The sequence below is a fragment of the Pseudomonas sp. B16120 genome (assembly GCF_044218845.1).
GTDB lineage: Bacteria > Pseudomonadota > Gammaproteobacteria > Pseudomonadales > Pseudomonadaceae > Aquipseudomonas > Aquipseudomonas paracarnis.
In genome coordinates, this window is record NZ_CP162588.1 from 4,698,294 (window position 1) to 4,716,382 (window position 18,089).

General features: G+C 56.6%; 13 protein-coding genes, 2 tRNA genes and 2 rRNA genes. 5 read left to right on the forward strand and 12 right to left on the reverse strand.

Annotated features, from left to right (window positions below; genetic code table 11):
- Window positions 1-710 precede the first annotated feature (710 nt).
- Window positions 711-3,605 carry a ribonucleoside-diphosphate reductase subunit alpha gene (locus tag AB4P90_RS21920; RefSeq protein ID WP_003193565.1) on the forward strand — a complete coding sequence of 965 codons (2,895 nt, stop codon included), beginning with the start codon at window positions 711-713 and terminating at the stop codon, window positions 3,603-3,605.
- Between the two features lie 92 nt (window positions 3,606-3,697).
- On the opposite strand, the gene AB4P90_RS21925 is transcribed toward AB4P90_RS21920, so the two are convergent.
- From AB4P90_RS21925 to AB4P90_RS21955, 7 genes are all read right to left on the reverse strand, one after another.
- A complete protein-coding gene (locus tag AB4P90_RS21925; protein ID WP_395605374.1) occupies window positions 3,698-4,795 on the reverse strand; it encodes a hypothetical protein in 1,098 nt (365 codons plus the stop codon).
- A 180-nt stretch (window positions 4,796-4,975) separates the two neighbouring features.
- Window positions 4,976-6,286 carry a flagellar hook protein FlgE gene (gene flgE, locus AB4P90_RS21930; protein ID WP_032901920.1) on the reverse strand — a complete coding sequence of 437 codons (1,311 nt, stop codon included), beginning with the start codon at window positions 6,284-6,286 and terminating at the stop codon, window positions 4,976-4,978.
- A 31-nt stretch (window positions 6,287-6,317) separates the two neighbouring features.
- Window positions 6,318-7,043 (reverse strand): flagellar hook assembly protein FlgD, encoded by a 726-nt coding sequence (flgD, locus tag AB4P90_RS21935; protein ID WP_014719579.1) that lies wholly within the window; start codon window positions 7,041-7,043, stop codon window positions 6,318-6,320.
- A 16-nt stretch (window positions 7,044-7,059) separates the two neighbouring features.
- Entirely contained in the window at window positions 7,060-7,503 is a 444-nt protein-coding gene (gene flgC / locus AB4P90_RS21940) for a flagellar basal body rod protein FlgC (RefSeq protein ID WP_014719580.1), read from the reverse strand.
- Window positions 7,504-7,506: 3 nt separating this feature from the next.
- Window positions 7,507-7,914: a flagellar basal body rod protein FlgB gene (flgB, locus tag AB4P90_RS21945; protein WP_003193573.1), complete on the reverse strand. Its 408-nt coding sequence runs from the start codon at window positions 7,912-7,914 to the stop codon at window positions 7,507-7,509.
- A gap of 313 nt (window positions 7,915-8,227) precedes the next feature.
- Window positions 8,228-9,055 (reverse strand): protein-glutamate O-methyltransferase CheR, encoded by an 828-nt coding sequence (gene cheR, locus AB4P90_RS21950; protein ID WP_014719581.1) that lies wholly within the window; start codon window positions 9,053-9,055, stop codon window positions 8,228-8,230.
- Between the two features lie 42 nt (window positions 9,056-9,097).
- Entirely contained in the window at window positions 9,098-10,030 is a 933-nt protein-coding gene (locus tag AB4P90_RS21955; RefSeq protein ID WP_003193578.1) for a chemotaxis protein CheV, read from the reverse strand.
- A 74-nt stretch (window positions 10,031-10,104) separates the two neighbouring features.
- On the opposite strand from AB4P90_RS21955, the gene flgA reads away from it, so the two are divergent.
- From flgA to AB4P90_RS21975, 4 genes are all read left to right on the forward strand, one after another.
- Window positions 10,105-10,869 (forward strand): flagellar basal body P-ring formation chaperone FlgA, encoded by a 765-nt coding sequence (gene flgA / locus AB4P90_RS21960; RefSeq protein WP_014719582.1) that lies wholly within the window; start codon window positions 10,105-10,107, stop codon window positions 10,867-10,869.
- Between the two features lie 141 nt (window positions 10,870-11,010).
- Window positions 11,011-11,334, forward strand: a complete 324-nt coding sequence (gene flgM, locus AB4P90_RS21965) for a flagellar biosynthesis anti-sigma factor FlgM (protein WP_019817214.1) — start codon at window positions 11,011-11,013, stop codon at window positions 11,332-11,334.
- Between the two features lie 48 nt (window positions 11,335-11,382).
- Window positions 11,383-11,853: a flagella synthesis protein FlgN gene (locus AB4P90_RS21970; protein ID WP_014719584.1), complete on the forward strand. Its 471-nt coding sequence runs from the start codon at window positions 11,383-11,385 to the stop codon at window positions 11,851-11,853.
- Between the two features lie 96 nt (window positions 11,854-11,949).
- A complete protein-coding gene (locus tag AB4P90_RS21975; protein ID WP_014719585.1) occupies window positions 11,950-12,699 on the forward strand; it encodes a flagellar brake protein in 750 nt (249 codons plus the stop codon).
- A gap of 60 nt (window positions 12,700-12,759) precedes the next feature.
- Here the strand turns inward: AB4P90_RS21975 and AB4P90_RS21980 are convergent, their stop codons facing one another.
- From AB4P90_RS21980 to AB4P90_RS22000, 5 genes are all read right to left on the reverse strand, one after another.
- Window positions 12,760-14,133, reverse strand: a complete 1,374-nt coding sequence (locus tag AB4P90_RS21980; protein ID WP_014719586.1) for an MFS transporter — start codon at window positions 14,131-14,133, stop codon at window positions 12,760-12,762.
- 334 nt (window positions 14,134-14,467) lie between these two features.
- Window positions 14,468-14,583: ribosomal RNA gene (gene rrf / locus AB4P90_RS21985) — 5S ribosomal RNA — on the reverse strand.
- A 157-nt stretch (window positions 14,584-14,740) separates the two neighbouring features.
- Window positions 14,741-17,632: ribosomal RNA gene (locus AB4P90_RS21990) — 23S ribosomal RNA — on the reverse strand.
- Between the two features lie 247 nt (window positions 17,633-17,879).
- Window positions 17,880-17,955 (reverse strand) — tRNA-Ala (locus AB4P90_RS21995).
- Between the two features lie 30 nt (window positions 17,956-17,985).
- Window positions 17,986-18,062 (reverse strand) — tRNA-Ile (locus AB4P90_RS22000).
- Between the last annotated feature and the right edge of the window lie 27 nt (window positions 18,063-18,089).

Genomic DNA, 18,089 nt, shown 5'->3' on the forward strand with positions numbered 1-18,089 from the left:
CCTATTGATCTTCCGCAGGCATAGCCTGTTTGTCATGTTTTGAAGGCATAACAAAGGCCGATTGTAGCCATGCAACGGCCCTTGAACACAAGCCGCGAAATCCATTCGGTCATGGCGATTTTTTGTGGTAGGGTTCGCGCCCTCAAAATTCCCGCCGGCAGTTTCTAGCCGGGAATATTCGGTGACAAACGGTGTAATCCAGTAGTAATGCGGCCTACACGGGTGTTCCATGATTCATACACATTTTACCCACAGCGTTATCCACAGGTAGTGCGTTGCTAAGCCCCCGAAAACGCATTATCTTGTACCTCGGCGCTAAAAAAACCCTACATGTAGGGTTTTCAGCGAAAAGACCAAACACAGATCAGACAAGAAACTCAAGCGCTTTCTTGCTCGTGCTTGGTTGAACCAAAGCATTTTTTGAAAGCCCAAACCGCGCACGCGGATGGCAACCGTTTTCCAGCCCGATTGGCAGAAAACGGTACGGGTGTTGCAGGGCTTGAATGGGGCCACTGTCACCCACCAGGAATACGGCTAAGGGCTCCCCGGCCCCGAACCAAAGACTTCGGCATGGAAGCGGCGCGATGAGCTCCCTTCCTCCTGTCCCGAAGTTGTTATGCCAGGCCCAGGCCTGCTGTAAGTGCTTCAGGACGGAACGGTGGGCACCGTGATGGTGCCCAAATAAATATAGAATGTGGAGACACCCCCTCATGCAAACCGACACAACTCGCGAGAACCCGCAGGGCTCCGTGCCGCAGGCCGCTGATTCGAATCTGGATCTGTCCGCCACTGCACCTGGCCAACTGCGTGTGATCAAGCGTAACGGCACTGTCGTTCCTTATACCGATGACAAAATCACCGTCGCCATCACCAAAGCGTTTCTTGCAGTTGAAGGCGGCACCGCTGCCGCTTCGTCGCGCATCCACGACACCGTTGCCCGTCTGACCGAACAGGTCACCGCGACTTTCAAGCGTCGCATGCCATCGGGCGGCACTATCCACATCGAAGAAATCCAGGACCAGGTCGAACTGGCCCTGATGCGTGCCGGCGAGCAGAAAGTGGCCCGCGACTACGTGATCTACCGTGATTCGCGCGCCAAGGAACGTGCCGTACGTTCCCCGGCCGAAGAAGCCGCCGTACAAGCGCACCCGTCGATCCGCATCACCCTGGCTGACGGCAGCTTTGCCCCGTTGGACCTGGGCCGCCTGAACACCATCATCACCGAGGCCTGCGAAGGCCTGGAAGAAGTCGACGGTGACCTGATCCAGCGCGAAACCCTGAAGAACCTGTACGACGGCGTCGCCCTGACCGACGTCAACACCGCCCTGGTGATGACCGCCCGTACCCTGGTCGAGCGTGAGCCGAACTACTCGTTCGTGACCGCCCGCCTGTTGATGGACACCCTGCGTGCCGAAGGCCTGGGCTTCCTGAAAGTCGCCGACAGCGCCACTCACCACGAGATGGCCGACCTGTACGCCAAGGCCCTGCCGGCCTATATCGCCAAAGGTATCGAATTCGAATTGCTGAACCCGATACTGGCCACCTTCGACCTGGAAAAACTCGGCAAGGCAATCAACCACGAGCGTGACCAGCAGTTCACCTACCTGGGCCTGCAAACCCTGTACGACCGTTACTTCATCCACAAGGACGGCATCCGCTTCGAACTGCCGCAAGTGTTCTTCATGCGCGTGGCCATGGGCCTGGCGATCGAAGAGAAGAACAAGGAAGACCGCGCGATCGAGTTCTACAACCTGCTGTCGTCCTTCGACTACATGTCGTCGACTCCGACCCTGTTCAACGCCGGTACCCTGCGTCCTCAGCTGTCGAGCTGCTACCTGACCACCGTGCCGGATGACCTGTCGGGCATCTACCACGCGATCCACGACAACGCCATGTTGTCCAAATTCGCCGGCGGCCTGGGCAACGACTGGACACCGGTGCGCGCACTGGGTTCGTACATCAAGGGCACCAACGGCAAGTCCCAGGGCGTCGTACCGTTCCTGAAAGTGGTGAACGACACCGCCGTCGCCGTGAACCAGGGTGGCAAGCGCAAAGGCGCTGTATGTGCCTACCTGGAAACCTGGCACATGGACATTGAAGAGTTCATCGAGCTGCGCAAGAACACCGGTGATGACCGTCGTCGTACCCACGACATGAACACCGCCAACTGGATCCCTGACCTGTTCATGAAGCGCGTCTTCGATGACGGCAAGTGGACACTGTTCTCGCCATCCGAAGTGCCGGACCTGCACGACCTGACCGGCAAAGCCTTCGAAGAGCGCTACGAGTACTACGAAGCCCTCACCGAGTACCCAGGCAAGGTCAAGCTGTTCAAGACCATCCAGGCCAAAGACCTGTGGCGCAAAATGCTGTCCATGCTGTTCGAAACCGGCCACCCATGGTTGACCTTCAAGGACCCATGCAACCTGCGCAGCCCGCAGCAGCACGTGGGCGTGGTCCACAGCTCGAACCTGTGCACCGAGATCACCTTGAACACCAACAAGGACGAGATCGCCGTTTGCAACCTGGGCTCGATCAACCTGCCGAACCACATCGTCAACGGCAAGCTGGACACCGTAAAGCTTGCACGCACCGTCAACACCGCCGTACGCATGCTCGATAACGTGATCGACATCAACTACTACTCGGTGCCACAGGCGCAGAACTCCAACTTCAAGCACCGTCCGGTTGGCCTGGGGATCATGGGCTTCCAGGACGCGCTGTACCTGCAGCACATCCCTTACGGTTCCGATGCAGCAGTCGAGTTCGCCGACAAGTCCATGGAAGCGGTCAGCTACTACGCGATCCAGGCTTCCTGCGACCTGGCCGACGAGCGTGGCGCCTACGAGACGTTCCAGGGTTCGCTGTGGTCCAAGGGCATCCTGCCGCTGGATTCGCAACAGATCCTGATCGAAGCCCGTGGCCAGAAGTACATCGACGTTGACCTGAACGAAACCCTGGACTGGGCGCCGGTACGTGCCCGTGTGCAGAAAGGTATTCGTAACTCCAACATCATGGCCATCGCACCGACCGCCACCATCGCCAACATCACTGGCGTGTCGCAGTCGATCGAACCGACCTACCAGAACCTGTATGTGAAATCGAACCTGTCGGGCGAATTCACCGTGATCAACCCGTACCTGGTTCGCGACCTGAAGGCCCGTGGCCTGTGGGACTCGGTCATGATCAACGACCTGAAGTACTACGACGGTTCCGTGCAGCAGATCGAACGCATCCCGCAAGAACTCAAAGAGCTCTACGCGACCGCTTTCGAAGTGGACACCAAGTGGATCGTTGACGCCGCCAGCCGTCGTCAGAAGTGGATCGACCAGGCCCAGTCCCTGAACCTGTACATCGCCGGCGCCTCGGGCAAGAAGCTGGACGTGACCTACCGCATGGCGTGGTACCGTGGCCTGAAAACCACTTACTATCTCCGTGCCCTGGCTGCGACCAGCACCGAGAAGTCGACCATCAACACCGGCAAGCTGAACGCAGTGTCCAGCGGCAACCACGGTGATGACTCGGTACTCGCAGCACCCGCCGGCCCAGCACCGGTGCCAAAAGCCTGCGCGATTGACGAGCCGGATTGCGAAGCTTGCCAATAAGCTGAGCCAGTCCAGGGATATTGTCCCCCTGGATTGAAAAAGCCCGATAGACCCCGACTGCATAGGGTTTATCGGGCTTTTTGCTGACTGCCTTAGAGAAACGCGTACGCAATACCCTGCTTTGGCGCGCCACCTCGGCGCCCCCACAACTCCACGCGCCCGTCGATGACCACCATCGAATGGCGATCGTAGGCCACGACGCCGAGCTTGCCGCTCGCCAGCTCACTGCTTGAGGACTGCCTGTAAAGCCCTTTCAAACCCAGACGACCCAATGCTTCGCGGGGCATTTCGCCGTTGTTCAAACTTTGCATCGCATGGGCGAAGCTTCTTTTTGATTGGCTAGGGTTGTCGTCCAAGCCATTCCCTTCCATCTGTGCCCGCTTGGCGCTCGCTGCAAACATGAAGTTGGCATCGGTCAGCATGCCCGGATTGTCACCCTTGAACTGCGCATACCTGGCCGCCTGCTTTAATTCATCCTTGGATAGATTAAGTTCGAAGCCGTCGCGCATCTTCACGTGATAACCGTCTGCCGTCTCTTTTACCTCCTTGAACACGTCAGTGGGTTTCTGACCAAACTTCATCATTGCGCCCTTTATCGCTGAAACCGTGACGCAATTGCCATCGGGGCCCTGGCTGAATCCACTCCAGATGTTGTCCGGTTTTTTTCCTGGGTTACTTTGATCAGGCTTGTAGTTGAAGTGCTTGGAGCCTTCCGTAATCGGCAGATTACTCATGGGCTCGCTGGGCCCAAAATTACCGGGGCTTGGCCTGCCACCACCGCCCCCACCGCCACCACCTGGCGACGGGCCAGGAGAAGGCGGCGAAGGTGTGGGTGATGTATCGTCCGTTTCCGGAAACCAGTCTTTCATCAGGCGCCGCAGCATCTCCAGCCAGGAGACGTCTGCCTTCTCCATCAACTCCTGCATGATCTCCTTGAACTTTTCATCACCCAGTTCTTCGCGCTTCTCGTTCAACTTGTCACGAAGGTCCTGGACGGTTTGGCTCTTGGATGTTTTCTCGGCATCTCTCAACTCATTGAGCAGTTGCCTCACTGATTCAGCATCAGAGGACTTGCCTCCCCCGGGTTCATCCGACTGACTTTTGCGTCTGTATAGACCGGCGCTGTAGTTATTCAGAACAAACCAATGGCTGCCTGCTGGCATCCCTTCCCACTGCTTGTAGATCGCCATGCCGCTCTCCCGATGGTCCATGGGCGACATGCGCCCGTGTCCCGTGCGTGGCGCAAGGGGCGTTGGGCGTTCCAGCAGCAAGGCGAGATGAAACAGGCGGTAAACTAGCAACGCGCGCGCACAAAAAAGCCCCTCGATTGAGGGGCCTTTTTGTGTGCAGGTATTTTTTGAGCAGGGGTATCAGGTCATCTGAATGATGGTCTGCATGATGGTGCTTTGGGTGGAGATGGTCTTGGCGTTCGCCTGGTAGTTGCTCTGGGCCTTGATCAGGTCCACCAGTTCGTTGGTCAGGTTGACGTTGGAGTTCTCCAGGGAGTTGGCCACGATCGAACCCAGGGTTCCGGCTTGCGGGTTGTCATAACCCGGCTGGCCCGAGGCGAAGGTCTCTTTCCAGGTGGTCGCACCGGCTGGCTGCAGGCCCTGCTCGTTGTTGAAGCTGGCCAGGGAGATCTGGCCGATGGCCTTGCTCTGCTGGTTGCTGAAGGTGGCGAACAGGACGCCGCTGCCGTCGATTTTCAGGCCGGTGATCTGGCCGGTGGCATAGCCGTCGGTGACCGGAGGGTTACGGTAGGTAGCCGAGTTGTACTGGGTAATGTTGGCCATGTTGATGGCGATGCCGCCCGGGTTGGCATCCGCACCGTTAGCCTTCCACACGCCGTCAGTCACCTTGCCTGGAACCCACCCGGCAACGGTCAGGGTCTTGTCGGACACACCATTGGTGACGACAGTAGTCAGATTGCCAGCGCCATCGAAGGTCAATGTCGACGGCACGGGTGGCGTCGAAGGGGTGCCAGTCGGGGCCGAACCATCAGGGTTGCGACCGTCAATCAGGGTATAGGCATTCCACTTGTTGCCGTCGGTTTTCACCAGGTACTGCACCATCGGGTGCGCGTTCCCCTGAGAGTCGTACAAGGTGGTGCTGTATTGGGTGGTGAAGGTCTCGGTCTTGGTCGGGTCAAACGGCTTGGCCGCCTGGTCAATCACCGGCTCCGAGGAATTCAGGTTACTGGTGGAGTCGACCTTGGTGGATGCCTTGGGCGGCAGATTCGCCAGGTTCAGTTGCAGATCGACCAAGCCGCCCTTGCTGATCTTGCCATTATCGTCCGCGGCATATCCTTGCAGGCGCGAAGTGCCGGTGTTGTTGGTGATGTAGCCGTCCTTGTCCGCACGGAACGCACCACTACGGGTGTACTCCAGCGAACCGTCGCTGCCCTTCTGCACGAAGAAGCCACCGCCCTGGATCGCCATGTCGAGGATGCCGCCGCTACCGTTGACATCGCCCTGGGTGAACTGCTGGGACACCGCCGCCAGGTTCACACCGTTGCCGATGCTGTTCTGGCCGGTGCCCAGCTTGGAAGCCGCGTAGATATCGGCGAATTCCGCACGGGATGACTTGAAGCCAGTGGTCGCGACGTTGGCGATGTTGTTGCCGGTCACGTCCAGTTGTTTGTTGGCCGCATAGAGGCCGCTAAGGCCGATATTAAAAGACATGTTTCTCTCCTTCTGCCGTATTTAGCCGGCTCTATGTACCGATAGTCTGAATTTGCGACAGCTTGACGCTGCCCATGCCGCCTGCAAGGTTGAGCAGCATTTCGCCGCCAGTCTTGCTCAGGGTCACACTGGTGACCGTGGCGGGCAGCGAAGTGGCCAAGGCCACTGCGTCGCCTTTGTCGTTCTTGGTGGTGGCGTTGAAGGTGTAGGTGCCAGCTGGGGCGACCTCGCCCTTGTCGTTCTTGCCGTCCCAGATAAAGCTTTGGGTGCCGGCACTCTGGGCGCCCATGTCAACGGTGCGCACCACATTGCCGTCTTTGTCGGTGATCTTGACGGAGACATTGCCCACCGCCGAGGTCACTGCCACCGAACCGGTCATGCTCTTGCTGGTATCCACCATGGCCTTGTCGGTCTGGATGATGATCGAGCGCCCCACCAGCGACGAAGCCTGCAGCGCCTGCGAGGAGCTGAAGTTGCTGGAGATGTTGTTCACCGAGTCATTCAGAGTGTTGATGCCTTCCAGGCTGCTGAACTGGGCAAGCTGCGCGACGAACGCGCCGTTGTCCTGAGGCGACAGCGGGTTCTGGTTTTTCAGTTGAGTGACGAGCAGTTGCAGGAAAGCATCCTTGCCCAGCGACTGGTTGCCCGTCGCCGTCTTGGAAGCGTCACTGACGCTGCTGTTATTCGTCGCGGTCTTGACCTTGGAATTGAAAAGGTCCTGAACCGCCGTGTTGTTAGACGTATCAACGATGGCCATTATTTGGCGCCCCTTATCACTGACCCAGGGTCAGAACCTTCTGCATCATGGTTTTGGCGGTGTTCATCATTTCCGCGTTGGTCTGGAACGAGCGACTGGCGGAGATCATGTCAGCCATTTCCTCGACCACGTTGACGTTGGGGTAGTAGACGTAACCCTTTTCGTTCGCGGCCGGATGATTGGGCTCGTAACGGGCCTCCAGGTTGCTCTGGTCTTCGACCACGCCCAACACCTGCACGCCTGAGCCGGCGGCGTCCTGGTTCTGGAACAACGAATCGCTGCCGTTTGCCTGACCACCCTGGAACATGGTGGCAAACACCGGATGGCGGGCGCGATACGTCTGGTCAATGCTCGACGAGACAGTCTCGGCGTTGGCGATGTTACTGGCGACGGTGTTCAAACGCGTGGTCTGCGCGCTCATGCCACTGCCGGCAATATTGAAAACACTGGACAGAGACATGGCTTACTCTCCACGCAGGGCTGACATCAGCCCTTTGAATTTGCTGTTGAGCAGGGTGAAGCTGGCCTGGAAGTTCACCGAGTTTTCGGCGTAGTTCGATTGCTCCAGCTGGGCGTCGACGGTGTTCTGGTCGATCGACGGCTGCATCGGCGTGCGATACAGCAGTGACTCGTCACCCTTGCTCAGGCCTTGCGCTTCGATATGACGGCTGTTGGTCATGTTCAAGGCGAAGGTGCCGTTCTTGGTCTTGTCCTGCTGTGCGGCGAGCACGGCGGAGAAGTCCAGGTCCCGAGCCTTGTAGTTCGGGGTGTCGGCGTTGGCAATATTGTTGGCCAGGACTTCGGCACGCTGGGCGCGGAAGCCCAGGGCTTGTTCGTGGATACCGAGCGCTTTATCGAAGCTGATGCTCATGGCGGAAACCTTTAGGCTGACCTGCTGTTCGTTAGCAGGGTTATAGCAAGGTGCATGCCAATCTTGCGGGAGCCCCTATATCAAGGGTTTGGAGGGGAGTCGACGGCGGCTATGCCAGAAAAGCGGCAAGCGATTTCCGCGTAGCGCCATTAAAGCGGCAATGGGCAGTTGCCGCTTTACGCCAGCTTGCCGAGAAAAAAAATGTGGGAGCTGGCTTGCCTGCGATGGCGGAGTACCTGCCGACCAATTCATCGACTGACACAACGCCATCGCGGGCAAGCCCGGCTCCCACAGTTTTATTGCATACCCCAGGCTACTTGGCCTGGTAGATGATCCCCGGGCTGCATTGCACCATCTGGAAGTGATCCGGCAGCCCATTGAGCGCCTCGGAAGCACCGAGGAACAGATAACCTCCGCGCTTGAGCGTGCCGTGGATGCGCAACAGGATGTCTTTCTTCACTTCAGCCGAGAAATAGATCAGCACGTTGCGGCAGAACACCATGTCGAACTTGCCTAGGCTGGCGTAGCTGTCGAGCAGGTTGAAAGAGCGAAATTCGACGCGGTTCTTGATCGGCGCTTTGATCGCCCAACGCCCTGCCCCTTTGGGGTCGAAGTAGCGTTGCAGGCGTTCCTGGGACAAACCTCGGCCCAGGGCCAGGCTGTCGTACTCACCGGTCTTGCAGTTGGTGAGCATGGTGCCGGACAAGTCCGTGGCCACAATTTGCGCACCGGCTTTCAACTGGCCCATGTTGGTCCGCTCGAACTCATCGATGGACATCGAGATCGAGTACGGCTCCTGCCCCGAAGAACAGGCCGCCGACCAGATACGCAGGCGCTGGCCCGGGCTGGCCTTGATGGCTTCGGGCAACACTTTGTTCTTGAGCACTTCAAAGGGATAGGTATCGCGAAACCATAAGGTTTCGTTGGTGGTCATGGCATCGACCACCATTTCCTTGAGCCCACTGCGCGGCTGCCCCTGGATCCGCTGGACCAACTCACCCAGGGACTTGATGCCCTGCTGTTCCATCAGCTTGTTGAGACGGCTGGATACCAGGTACTGCTTGTTTTCACCGAGCAATATGCCACAGGCTTTTTCCAGGAAGACCCGGAACTGTTCGAAATCCAAATTACCCGTAGACAATGATGCCGCCTCTTAAATCGTGTGACCGCCGGGGGACATCCCCTAGCCGTGATCTGCTGCCTTGATCCGGTCGACTACCCGGGATGCGAGGTCATCAGGACGGAATTTGGCCAGAAAGTCATCCGCACCGACCTTCTTGACCATTGCCTGATTGAATACCCCCGACAACGAAGTATGCAGGATGATATGCAATTTTTGCATGCGTGGATCGTTACGTATCTCGGCCGTGAGCGTATAGCCATCCATTTCCGGCATCTCGATGTCAGAGATCATCATCAAGAATTCTTCTTCGGGCTTCTTGCCTTCGTCCGCCAGCTTGCGCAGGTAATCCAGGGCTTGGCGCCCGTCATTTAGGGCCACCACCTCCACCCCGACGGTTTGCAGGCAACGCGTGACCTGCTTGCGCGCCACGGAAGAGTCGTCCACGGTCAACACGCGCAGCGAAACCGCCTTGTGTGCCGTTTCGGCATCCACCACCCCGACGGAGATGGTTTCCGAGGTGGGGGCCACTTCGGCGAGGATCTTCTCCACGTCGATGATTTCCACCAACTGGTTATCGACCCGCGTCACCGCCGTCAGGTAGTGATCGCGCCCCGTGCCCTTGGGCGGCGGATGGATCTCTTCCCAGTTCATATTGACGATGCGCTCCACCGAGCGCACCAGGAAACCCTGGGTCTTGGTGTTGTACTCGGTGATGATCACGAAAGGGTTCTGGCGGTCTTGCAAACCCGCTGCCCCCGTGGCCATGGCCAGGTCAAGAATCGGAATGGTCGCGCCCCGGATGTTGGCCACGCCACACACCACCGGACTGGACTTGGGCATGATCGTCAACTTGGGACATTGCAGCACTTCACGCACTTTAAACACGTTGATGCCATACAACTGATTGCCATCCAGGCGGAAAAGCAACAACTCCAGGCGATTCTGCCCTACCAGCTGTGTGCGCTGGTTTACTGAATCCATTACACCTGCCATGCCCAGACTCCTAAATCCTAGGGGTACGACGCGTACCCAACACTAAACGGCACGAGCTTTGCTATTTACTGAGTATGGATATTAAAACGACAGTTTCCCGACACCCTGGCCGCTCACGCTACCGCAGACTGCTCTGCGCCGCGATGGCGCTGCTTGTCTCGGGCCTGGGCGTCACGGCCCGCGCCGACAACGTTACCCTGCCTGATCTACTTATCGGCGTCACCCAAGGCTTTCTTGAGTTCACTGTAGAAGATTATCTGGCGACCACCCAGACGCCGGGGCGTTATGAAATTCAGGTCAACCAGTTGGACCCACGTTTGCGCATGCCAATGTGCGACAAGGAATTGACAGCCACCCTGGAAAGCCCCGCCCAGCCTATCGGCCGTGTGACCGTGAAGGTGCGCTGTGAGGGCGCCTCGCCCTGGACGGTATTTGTGCCGGCGCAGGTCAAGCTGTTTCGCGACGTAGTGGTAGTGGCGCGGCCATTGAAGCGCACCGGCATCATCGGCTACGACGATGTGGCGCTGCGCGAGAGGGACATCAGCTTGATCAACCAGGGCTACCTGACGTCACTGGACCAGGCCGTCGGGCAAAAACTCACCCGCCCCGTGGTCACTGACCAAGTCCTCACACTGGTTCATCTGGAACAGGCGGAGGTGATTCGCAAGGGTGACCAAGTGGTGATTTCCGCCAGCAGTGGCGGCCTGAACGTCAGGATGCCGGGCGAGGCGTTGTCCAACGGCGGCATGAGCGAACAGATCCGTGTCAAGAACCTCAACTCCAATCGCGTGATCAAGGCGCGGGTCACGGCGCCAGGCCAAGTCGAGGTGGCGCTATAGATGACTGGAATCAAATGCCAGCTTTTCCTACACTGTGTGCTGGATATTGAGCCGAACAGGTTTATTGTCAATCGAGCCTAAAGTTTGCCCGGGTATGGCCGAAAACATGGCAAGCGTCCAAATACCCAGAGGTTTTTCAACATGGTCATTGATTTCAGTCGTTTGAATAACACCCCGGCCTTGCCCGGCAATACGCGCACCGGCGGTGCCAAGGACAGCGTAGAAGCCAAGCCGCAGCCCTTGCCTGCCAAAGCAGAGCAGGCCGCCGCCAGCCAGAGTGGGGAATCGGTACACCTGAGCAATGAGGCTCAACAGTTGCAAAAGGTCACTGACTCGCTGCGCGATCAACCCGTCGTCAATAAAGCCCGCGTGGCCGAGTTGAAACAGGCTATCGCCGATGGCAGCTATAAAGTCGACAGCAACCGTGTAGCCAGCAAGCTGCTCAACTTCGAAGCCGAGCGCTAGGCAAAGGCCTGCGCGGGGCTTTTGGACGCTTAAAACCCAAGGCCAGCCATGCACCACGACGAACATTTGCTCCAACTGATCATTGATGATCTGGCGCCGACGCAACAATTGCTCGAGCTGCTCAAGGAAGAATCCCTGGCCTTGTACGGCCGGGATATGCCCTTGCTGGAAGAAATCCTGGCGCGCAAACAGTCGCTGATTGTCTTGCTCGAACAGCACGGAAAGAAGCGCAGCGAGATTCTGATCAGCCTGGGCCTGCCTGCCGACCACGATGGCCTGGCACAACTGGCCAGCCACTCTTCAGTCGGCGATCAACTGCTGGCACAGAGCAAAGAACTCAATCATTTGCTCGCACAGTGCCAGGAAGCCAACCTGCTCAACGGTCAGTCGATCCAGCTTCAGCAAGCCACGACCGCCAATCAGCTGCGCATACTGCACGGCGGAGAGCCTCCGGCCCTGTATAACGCCCAAGGCTCCACCTCACGCCTGGTCAAGCCAAGCACCCGCAGCCAAGCCTGACACCGGTTTACAGCGCGACCTATCCAAGGCGCGCTACATACTGGCAAAATGCCGGTTCTTGCGTGTAGTCGTATTTTGCCTGGAGATGGAAGAACCGTGTTCAACGCCCTTAATGCGGAAGATGCACCGCAGCCACCCAAGGTGCTCACCACGCCTCTGGAAATCGCCAGCACGTTGCGGATGCTGCAAGAAAGCCATGACCCGCTGATCATCACTTTCCACGAACGCAGCCAGCGGTTCCAGAGCTACCTGGTGGACATTGACCGCGACAGCAAGACGCTGGTACTGGACGAAATGATTCCCCGTGACGGTGAACGCTATCTTGAGAATGGCGAAGCCTTCCGTATCGAAGGTTTCCATGAGGGCGTGCGGGTTGCCTGGGAAAGCAACGGCACCTTGACCATCAGCGAAAAAGGCGGCCACCGCATCTATAGCGGCAGCCTGCCCGGCGAAGTGGTTTACCATCAACGACGCAATGCCTTCCGCGCCGCACTCAAGCTTGCGCAGCTGGTGGACATTCAGTTGGGTGGCGAGAAGCTCAAGGCACCTATCAGCGGTAAGCTGCTGGACATCTCGGCAACCGGCTGCAAATTGCGCTTTGAAGGCGATATCTCCGAACGTCTGCAGTTGGGCCAGGTCTATGATCGCTTTATTGCTGCCCTGCCCTTCGGCAGCATGACCACTTCCGTGGAACTGCGCTACCTGCACTTCGAAGACAAGATCAACACCACCTTTGCCGGCGTGCGCTTTCACAACATGAGTGGTTTGGTGCAGCGACAAGTGGAACGCTTTGTCTACCAATTGCAGCGAGAAGCTCGGCGCTTCGATAAAGACGACGATCTTTAAGCGTTAGACGCTGAGATAAAAAAACGGGCAGATCCTGATGGGATCTGCCCGTTTTTTCGTTCAGGGGCGCGCCCTGCTTAAGTCATGGGGATGTTCGTCCGGGTCTGGTGGCTCGTGCGGTTCTTCGCTCGTTGGCTCCTCGGTATCAGGGACGGGCTCTGGGTCAGGAACAGTGACTTGCATCTGCTCCTGCACCACCTGCTCATCCACCCGCGGGTCAAGGGCAGCCACCAAAGGCGAACTGGACATGCTGTCGGGCATCGCCACGTGATGCAGTGGTGCGTCGTCGACCTGATGCAGGTTGGTTACCGCCTTGGGTCGAATGCGCCACACCAGGATCAGCGCACACAGGCTGAAAAACGCGTAGAGCATCTGGCTGCCGAATAGCTTCATCACCACACCGGCCAACAGCGGCCCAACGCTGGCGCCGATCCCGTAAGTAACGAGCAACATGGCCGTCAGTGACACCCGGCGATCGCCTTCCACATGGTCGTTGGAAAAGGCCACCGCCAAGGGGTAAAGGCAGAACTGCACCAGCGAACAGAAGAAGCCCGCCACGAACAACACCTCCAACGGTACCTGCGTCATGATGGCCAACGGTAAGGCCGTTATCGCCAGGCACAAGGCAAAGCAGCGAATCAGCAGCGCGCGGTCATAGCGGTCCGACAACCAGCCCAGTGGCCACTGCACGACCAATCCAGCAAAAATGCAGCTACCCATGAACAAGCCGACTTGCTCAGTCGTCAGGCCCTGCTGAGAGGCGTAGAGCGGCGCCAAGCCGTAGAACGAACCGACGATCAACCCAGCGCCCAACACGGTGCTGAGCGATTGCGGCACGCGCTTGATAAAGAAGCGCGGCTCCATCGGAGCCGGGTGCAGTGGGGCCGGGTGAATGCGTCGGGTCATCGCCACAGGGACCAGGCACAGCGCAAAGCACAGCGCTACGAGCATCAACAGTTCAAGCCCGAGATGGGGGTGCATGACCAGGATCAATTGGCCCAGCACCAACCCAAGGTAGGACGCAATCATGTAGCCGCTGAACACTACGCCGCGCTGCTTGGCGTCTGCCTGCTCATTGAGCCAACTCTCGATGACCATGTACTGGCACATCATCCCCAGGCCCACGATCATCCGCAGCACAATCCAGGCTGGCAGCCAATCAATCAAACCGTGACCCAGCACTGCTGCGCCGACGATCCCGGCGCAGGTAGCGTAGGCACGAATATGCCCGACCCGGGCAATCAAGCGGTGCCCGAGCTTGCCGCCCAGCACCAAGCCAAAATAGTTGGCAGCCATCAGCGCACCCACCCACAGGCTGTCGACGTTGTCTGCTGCCAGACGCAAAGCCAGATAAGTACTAAGCAGGCCGGAGCCGATCAGCATCATCAAAGAGGCGAAATAAAGGGCTCGAAAAGATTTCCAGATCTGGCGCATCGGCGTTCCGAGCGGCTCCTTGCGGTGAGGGGTAGGGCTATCAGCATGATAGTCCGGGGCGGTTGAGTCCGGACAGACGGTAGGGTCTGTTTCCGGGGATTATTTTGTTTCACAGCTCAGACGATACGTGGGTGTCTGTGAGGTACATAACCGTGGAGATAAATACACGGCGCACCACCTGTGAACCTTGATAACACGCAAGGTTCGACTGGTATTGGGGTATCTGTACAAAAGGCGTCAATGGAACGCTGTGCAGGCTTTGGAAGTTGGCGTTCTTTTCGAGCGCTCAAAACAAAACCCCAACTGCTTTCGCAATTGGGGTTTCGGAATTTAATCTTGACGATGACCTACTCTCACATGGGGAAACCCCACACTACCATCGGCGATGCATCGTTTCACTGCTGAGTTCGGGATGGGATCAGGTGGTTCCAATGCTCTATGGTCGTCAAGAAATTCGGGTACTGAGTCGTGGCCAGTTGGCCTCGCTTCAGCAAATTGGGTATGTGATAGATCGTGGTGTTTTGTGAGCGTCGAACTTTCGGTTCATCTTCGTCTTCACACACCGCAATCTGGTCTCTCTCGAGTTCGCAAATTGCTTGGGTGTTATATGGTCAAGCCTCACGGGCAATTAGTATTGGTTAGCTCAACGCCTCACAGCGCTTACACACCCAACCTATCAACGTCGTAGTCTTCGACGGCCCTTCAGGGAACTCAAGGTTCCAGTGAGATCTCATCTTGAGGCTAGTTTCCCGCTTAGATGCTTTCAGCGGTTATCTATTCCGAACATAGCTACCCGGCAATGCCACTGGCGTGACAACCGGAACACCAGAGGTTCGTCCACTCCGGTCCTCTCGTACTAGGAGCAGCCCCTCTCAAATCTCAAACGTCCACGGCAGATAGGGACCGAACTGTCTCACGACGTTCTAAACCCAGCTCGCGTACCACTTTAAATGGCGAACAGCCATACCCTTGGGACCGGCTTCAGCCCCAGGATGTGATGAGCCGACATCGAGGTGCCAAACACCGCCGTCGATATGAACTCTTGGGCGGTATCAGCCTGTTATCCCCGGAGTACCTTTTATCCGTTGAGCGATGGCCCTTCCATACAGAACCACCGGATCACTAAGACCTACTTTCGTACCTGCTCGACGTGTCTGTCTCGCAGTCAAGCGCGCTTTTGCCTTTATACTCTACGACCGATTTCCGACCGGTCTGAGCGCACCTTCGTACTCCTCCGTTACTCTTTAGGAGGAGACCGCCCCAGTCAAACTACCCACCATACACTGTCCTCGATCCGGATAACGGACCTGAGTTAGAACCTCAAAGTTGCCAGGGTGGTATTTCAAGGATGGCTCCACGCAGACTGGCGTCCACGCTTCAAAGCCTCCCACCTATCCTACACAAGCAAATTCAAAGTCCAGTGCAAAGCTATAGTAAAGGTTCACGGGGTCTTTCCGTCTAGCCGCGGATACACTGCATCTTCACAGCGATTTCAATTTCACTGAGTCTCGGGTGGAGACAGCGCCGCCATCGTTACGCCATTCGTGCAGGTCGGAACTTACCCGACAAGGAATTTCGCTACCTTAGGACCGTTATAGTTACGGCCGCCGTTTACCGGGGCTTCGATCAAGAGCTTCGCGTTAGCTAACCCCATCAATTAACCTTCCGGCACCGGGCAGGCGTCACACCCTATACGTCCACTTTCGTGTTTGCAGAGTGCTGTGTTTTTAATAAACAGTCGCAGCGGCCTGGTATCTTCGACCGGCATGAGCTTACGGAGCAAGTCCTTCACCCTCACCGGCGCACCTTCTCCCGAAGTTACGGTGCCATTTTGCCTAGTTCCTTCACCCGAGTTCTCTCAAGCGCCTTGGTATTCTCTACCCAACCACCTGTGTCGGTTTGGGGTACGGTTCCTGGTTACCTGAAGCTTAGAAGCTTTTCTTGGAAGCATGGCATCAACCACTTCGTTAACTAAAAGTTAACTCGTCATCAGCTCTCGGCCTTAGAATCCCGGATTTACCTAAGATTCCAGCCTACCACCTTAAACTTGGACAACCAACGCCAAGCTGGCCTAGCCTTCTCCGTCCCTCCATCGCAATAACCAGAAGTACAGGAATATTAACCTGTTTTCCATCGACTACGCTTTTCAGCCTCGCCTTAGGGACCGACTAACCCTGCGTCGATTAACGTTGCGCAGGAAACCTTGGTCTTTCGGCGTGGGTGTTTTTCACACCCATTATCGTTACTCATGTCAGCATTCGCACTTCTGATACCTCCAGCAAGCTTCTCAACTCACCTTCACAGGCTTACAGAACGCTCCTCTACCGCATCACTTACGTGATACCCGTAGCTTCGGTGTATGGTTTGAGCCCCGTTACATCTTCCGCGCAGGCCGACTCGACTAGTGAGCTATTACGCTTTCTTTAAAGGGTGGCTGCTTCTAAGCCAACCTCCTAGCTGTCTAAGCCTTCCCACATCGTTTCCCACTTAACCATAACTTTGGGACCTTAGCTGACGGTCTGGGTTGTTTCCCTTTTCACGACGGACGTTAGCACCCGCCGTGTGTCTCCCATGCTCGGCACTTGTAGGTATTCGGAGTTTGCATCGGTTTGGTAAGTCGGGATGACCCCCTAGCCGAAACAGTGCTCTACCCCCTACAGTGATACATGAGGCGCTACCTAAATAGCTTTCGAGGAGAACCAGCTATCTCCGAGCTTGATTAGCCTTTCACTCCGATCCACAGGTCATCCGCTAACTTTTCAACGGTAGTCGGTTCGGTCCTCCAGTTAGTGTTACCCAACCTTCAACCTGCCCATGGATAGATCGCCCGGTTTCGGGTCTATTCCCAGCGACTAGACGCCCTATTAAGACTCGCTTTCGCTACGCCTCCCCTATTCGGTTAAGCTCGCCACTGAAAATAAGTCGCTGACCCATTATACAAAAGGTACGCAGTCACCCAACAAAGTGGGCTCCCACTGCTTGTACGCATACGGTTTCAGGATCTATTTCACTCCCCTCTCCGGGGTTCTTTTCGCCTTTCCCTCACGGTACTAGTTCACTATCGGTCAGTCAGTAGTATTTAGCCTTGGAGGATGGTCCCCCCATATTCAGACAAAGTTTCTCGTGCTCCGTCCTACTCGATTTCATGACTAAGAGATTTTCGCGTACAGGGCTATCACCCACTATGGCCGCACTTTCCAGAGCGTTCCGCTAATCTCAAAGCCACTTAAGGGCTAGTCCCCGTTCGCTCGCCACTACTAAGGGAATCTCGGTTGATTTCTTTTCCTCAGGGTACTTAGATGTTTCAGTTCCCCTGGTTCGCTTCTTGCACCTATGTATTCAGTACAAGATAACCATCTTATGATGGCTGGGTTCCCCCATTCAGACATCTCCGGATCAAAGTCTGTTTGCCGACTCCCCGAAGCTTTTCGCAGGCTACCACGTCTTTCATCGCCTCTGACTGCCAAGGCATCCACCGTATGCGCTTCTTCACTTGACCATATAACCCCAAGCAATCTGGTTATACTGTGAAGACGACATTCGCCGAAAATTCGAATTTCTCAATTAAGAGAACTCACAAATTTTACCTTAGCCTGATCCGTTACCAGTGAAAGTAACGTTCAGTCTATCTTTCTATCACATACCCAAATTTTTAAAGAACGAACTAGTCAAAGACTAGAAATCAACATTCACCATCACAACGATGGAATGCTCATTTCTAAGCTTTATACAAACAGAAGCAGTAGTGGTGGAGCCAAACGGGATCGAACCGTTGACCTCCTGCGTGCAAGGCAGGCGCTCTCCCAGCTGAGCTATGGCCCCGTATTTCTACAGGCGTTTCCCACACAAAATTGGTGGGTCTGGGCAGATTCGAACTGCCGACCTCACCCTTATCAGGGGTGCGCTCTAACCAACTGAGCTACAGACCCAATTTCGGGCTGCTTCTTTCGTCTTCT

Bases quoted from the DNA above. Each gene is read 5' to 3' on its own strand.
- flgC (WP_014719580.1), bottom strand. From the start codon at position 7,503: ATGTCTCTGTCCAGTGTTTTCAATATTGCCGGCAGTGGCATGAGCGCG.
- flgA (WP_014719582.1), top strand. From the start codon at position 10,105: ATGGATATTAAAACGACAGTTTCCCGACACCCTGGCCGCTCACGCTAC.
- flgE (WP_032901920.1), bottom strand. From the start codon at position 6,286: ATGTCTTTTAATATCGGCCTTAGCGGCCTCTATGCGGCCAACAAACAA.
- flgD (WP_014719579.1), bottom strand. From the start codon at position 7,043: ATGGCCATCGTTGATACGTCTAACAACACGGCGGTTCAGGACCTTTTC.
- AB4P90_RS21925 (WP_395605374.1), bottom strand. From the start codon at position 4,795: ATGGCGATCTACAAGCAGTGGGAAGGGATGCCAGCAGGCAGCCATTGG.
- AB4P90_RS21955 (WP_003193578.1), bottom strand. From the start codon at position 10,030: ATGGCAGGTGTAATGGATTCAGTAAACCAGCGCACACAGCTGGTAGGG.
- AB4P90_RS21920 (WP_003193565.1), top strand. From the start codon at position 711: ATGCAAACCGACACAACTCGCGAGAACCCGCAGGGCTCCGTGCCGCAG.
- flgM (WP_019817214.1), top strand. From the start codon at position 11,011: ATGGTCATTGATTTCAGTCGTTTGAATAACACCCCGGCCTTGCCCGGC.
- flgB (WP_003193573.1), bottom strand. From the start codon at position 7,914: ATGAGCATCAGCTTCGATAAAGCGCTCGGTATCCACGAACAAGCCCTG.
- AB4P90_RS21980 (WP_014719586.1), bottom strand. From the start codon at position 14,133: ATGCGCCAGATCTGGAAATCTTTTCGAGCCCTTTATTTCGCCTCTTTG.
- AB4P90_RS21970 (WP_014719584.1), top strand. From the start codon at position 11,383: ATGCACCACGACGAACATTTGCTCCAACTGATCATTGATGATCTGGCG.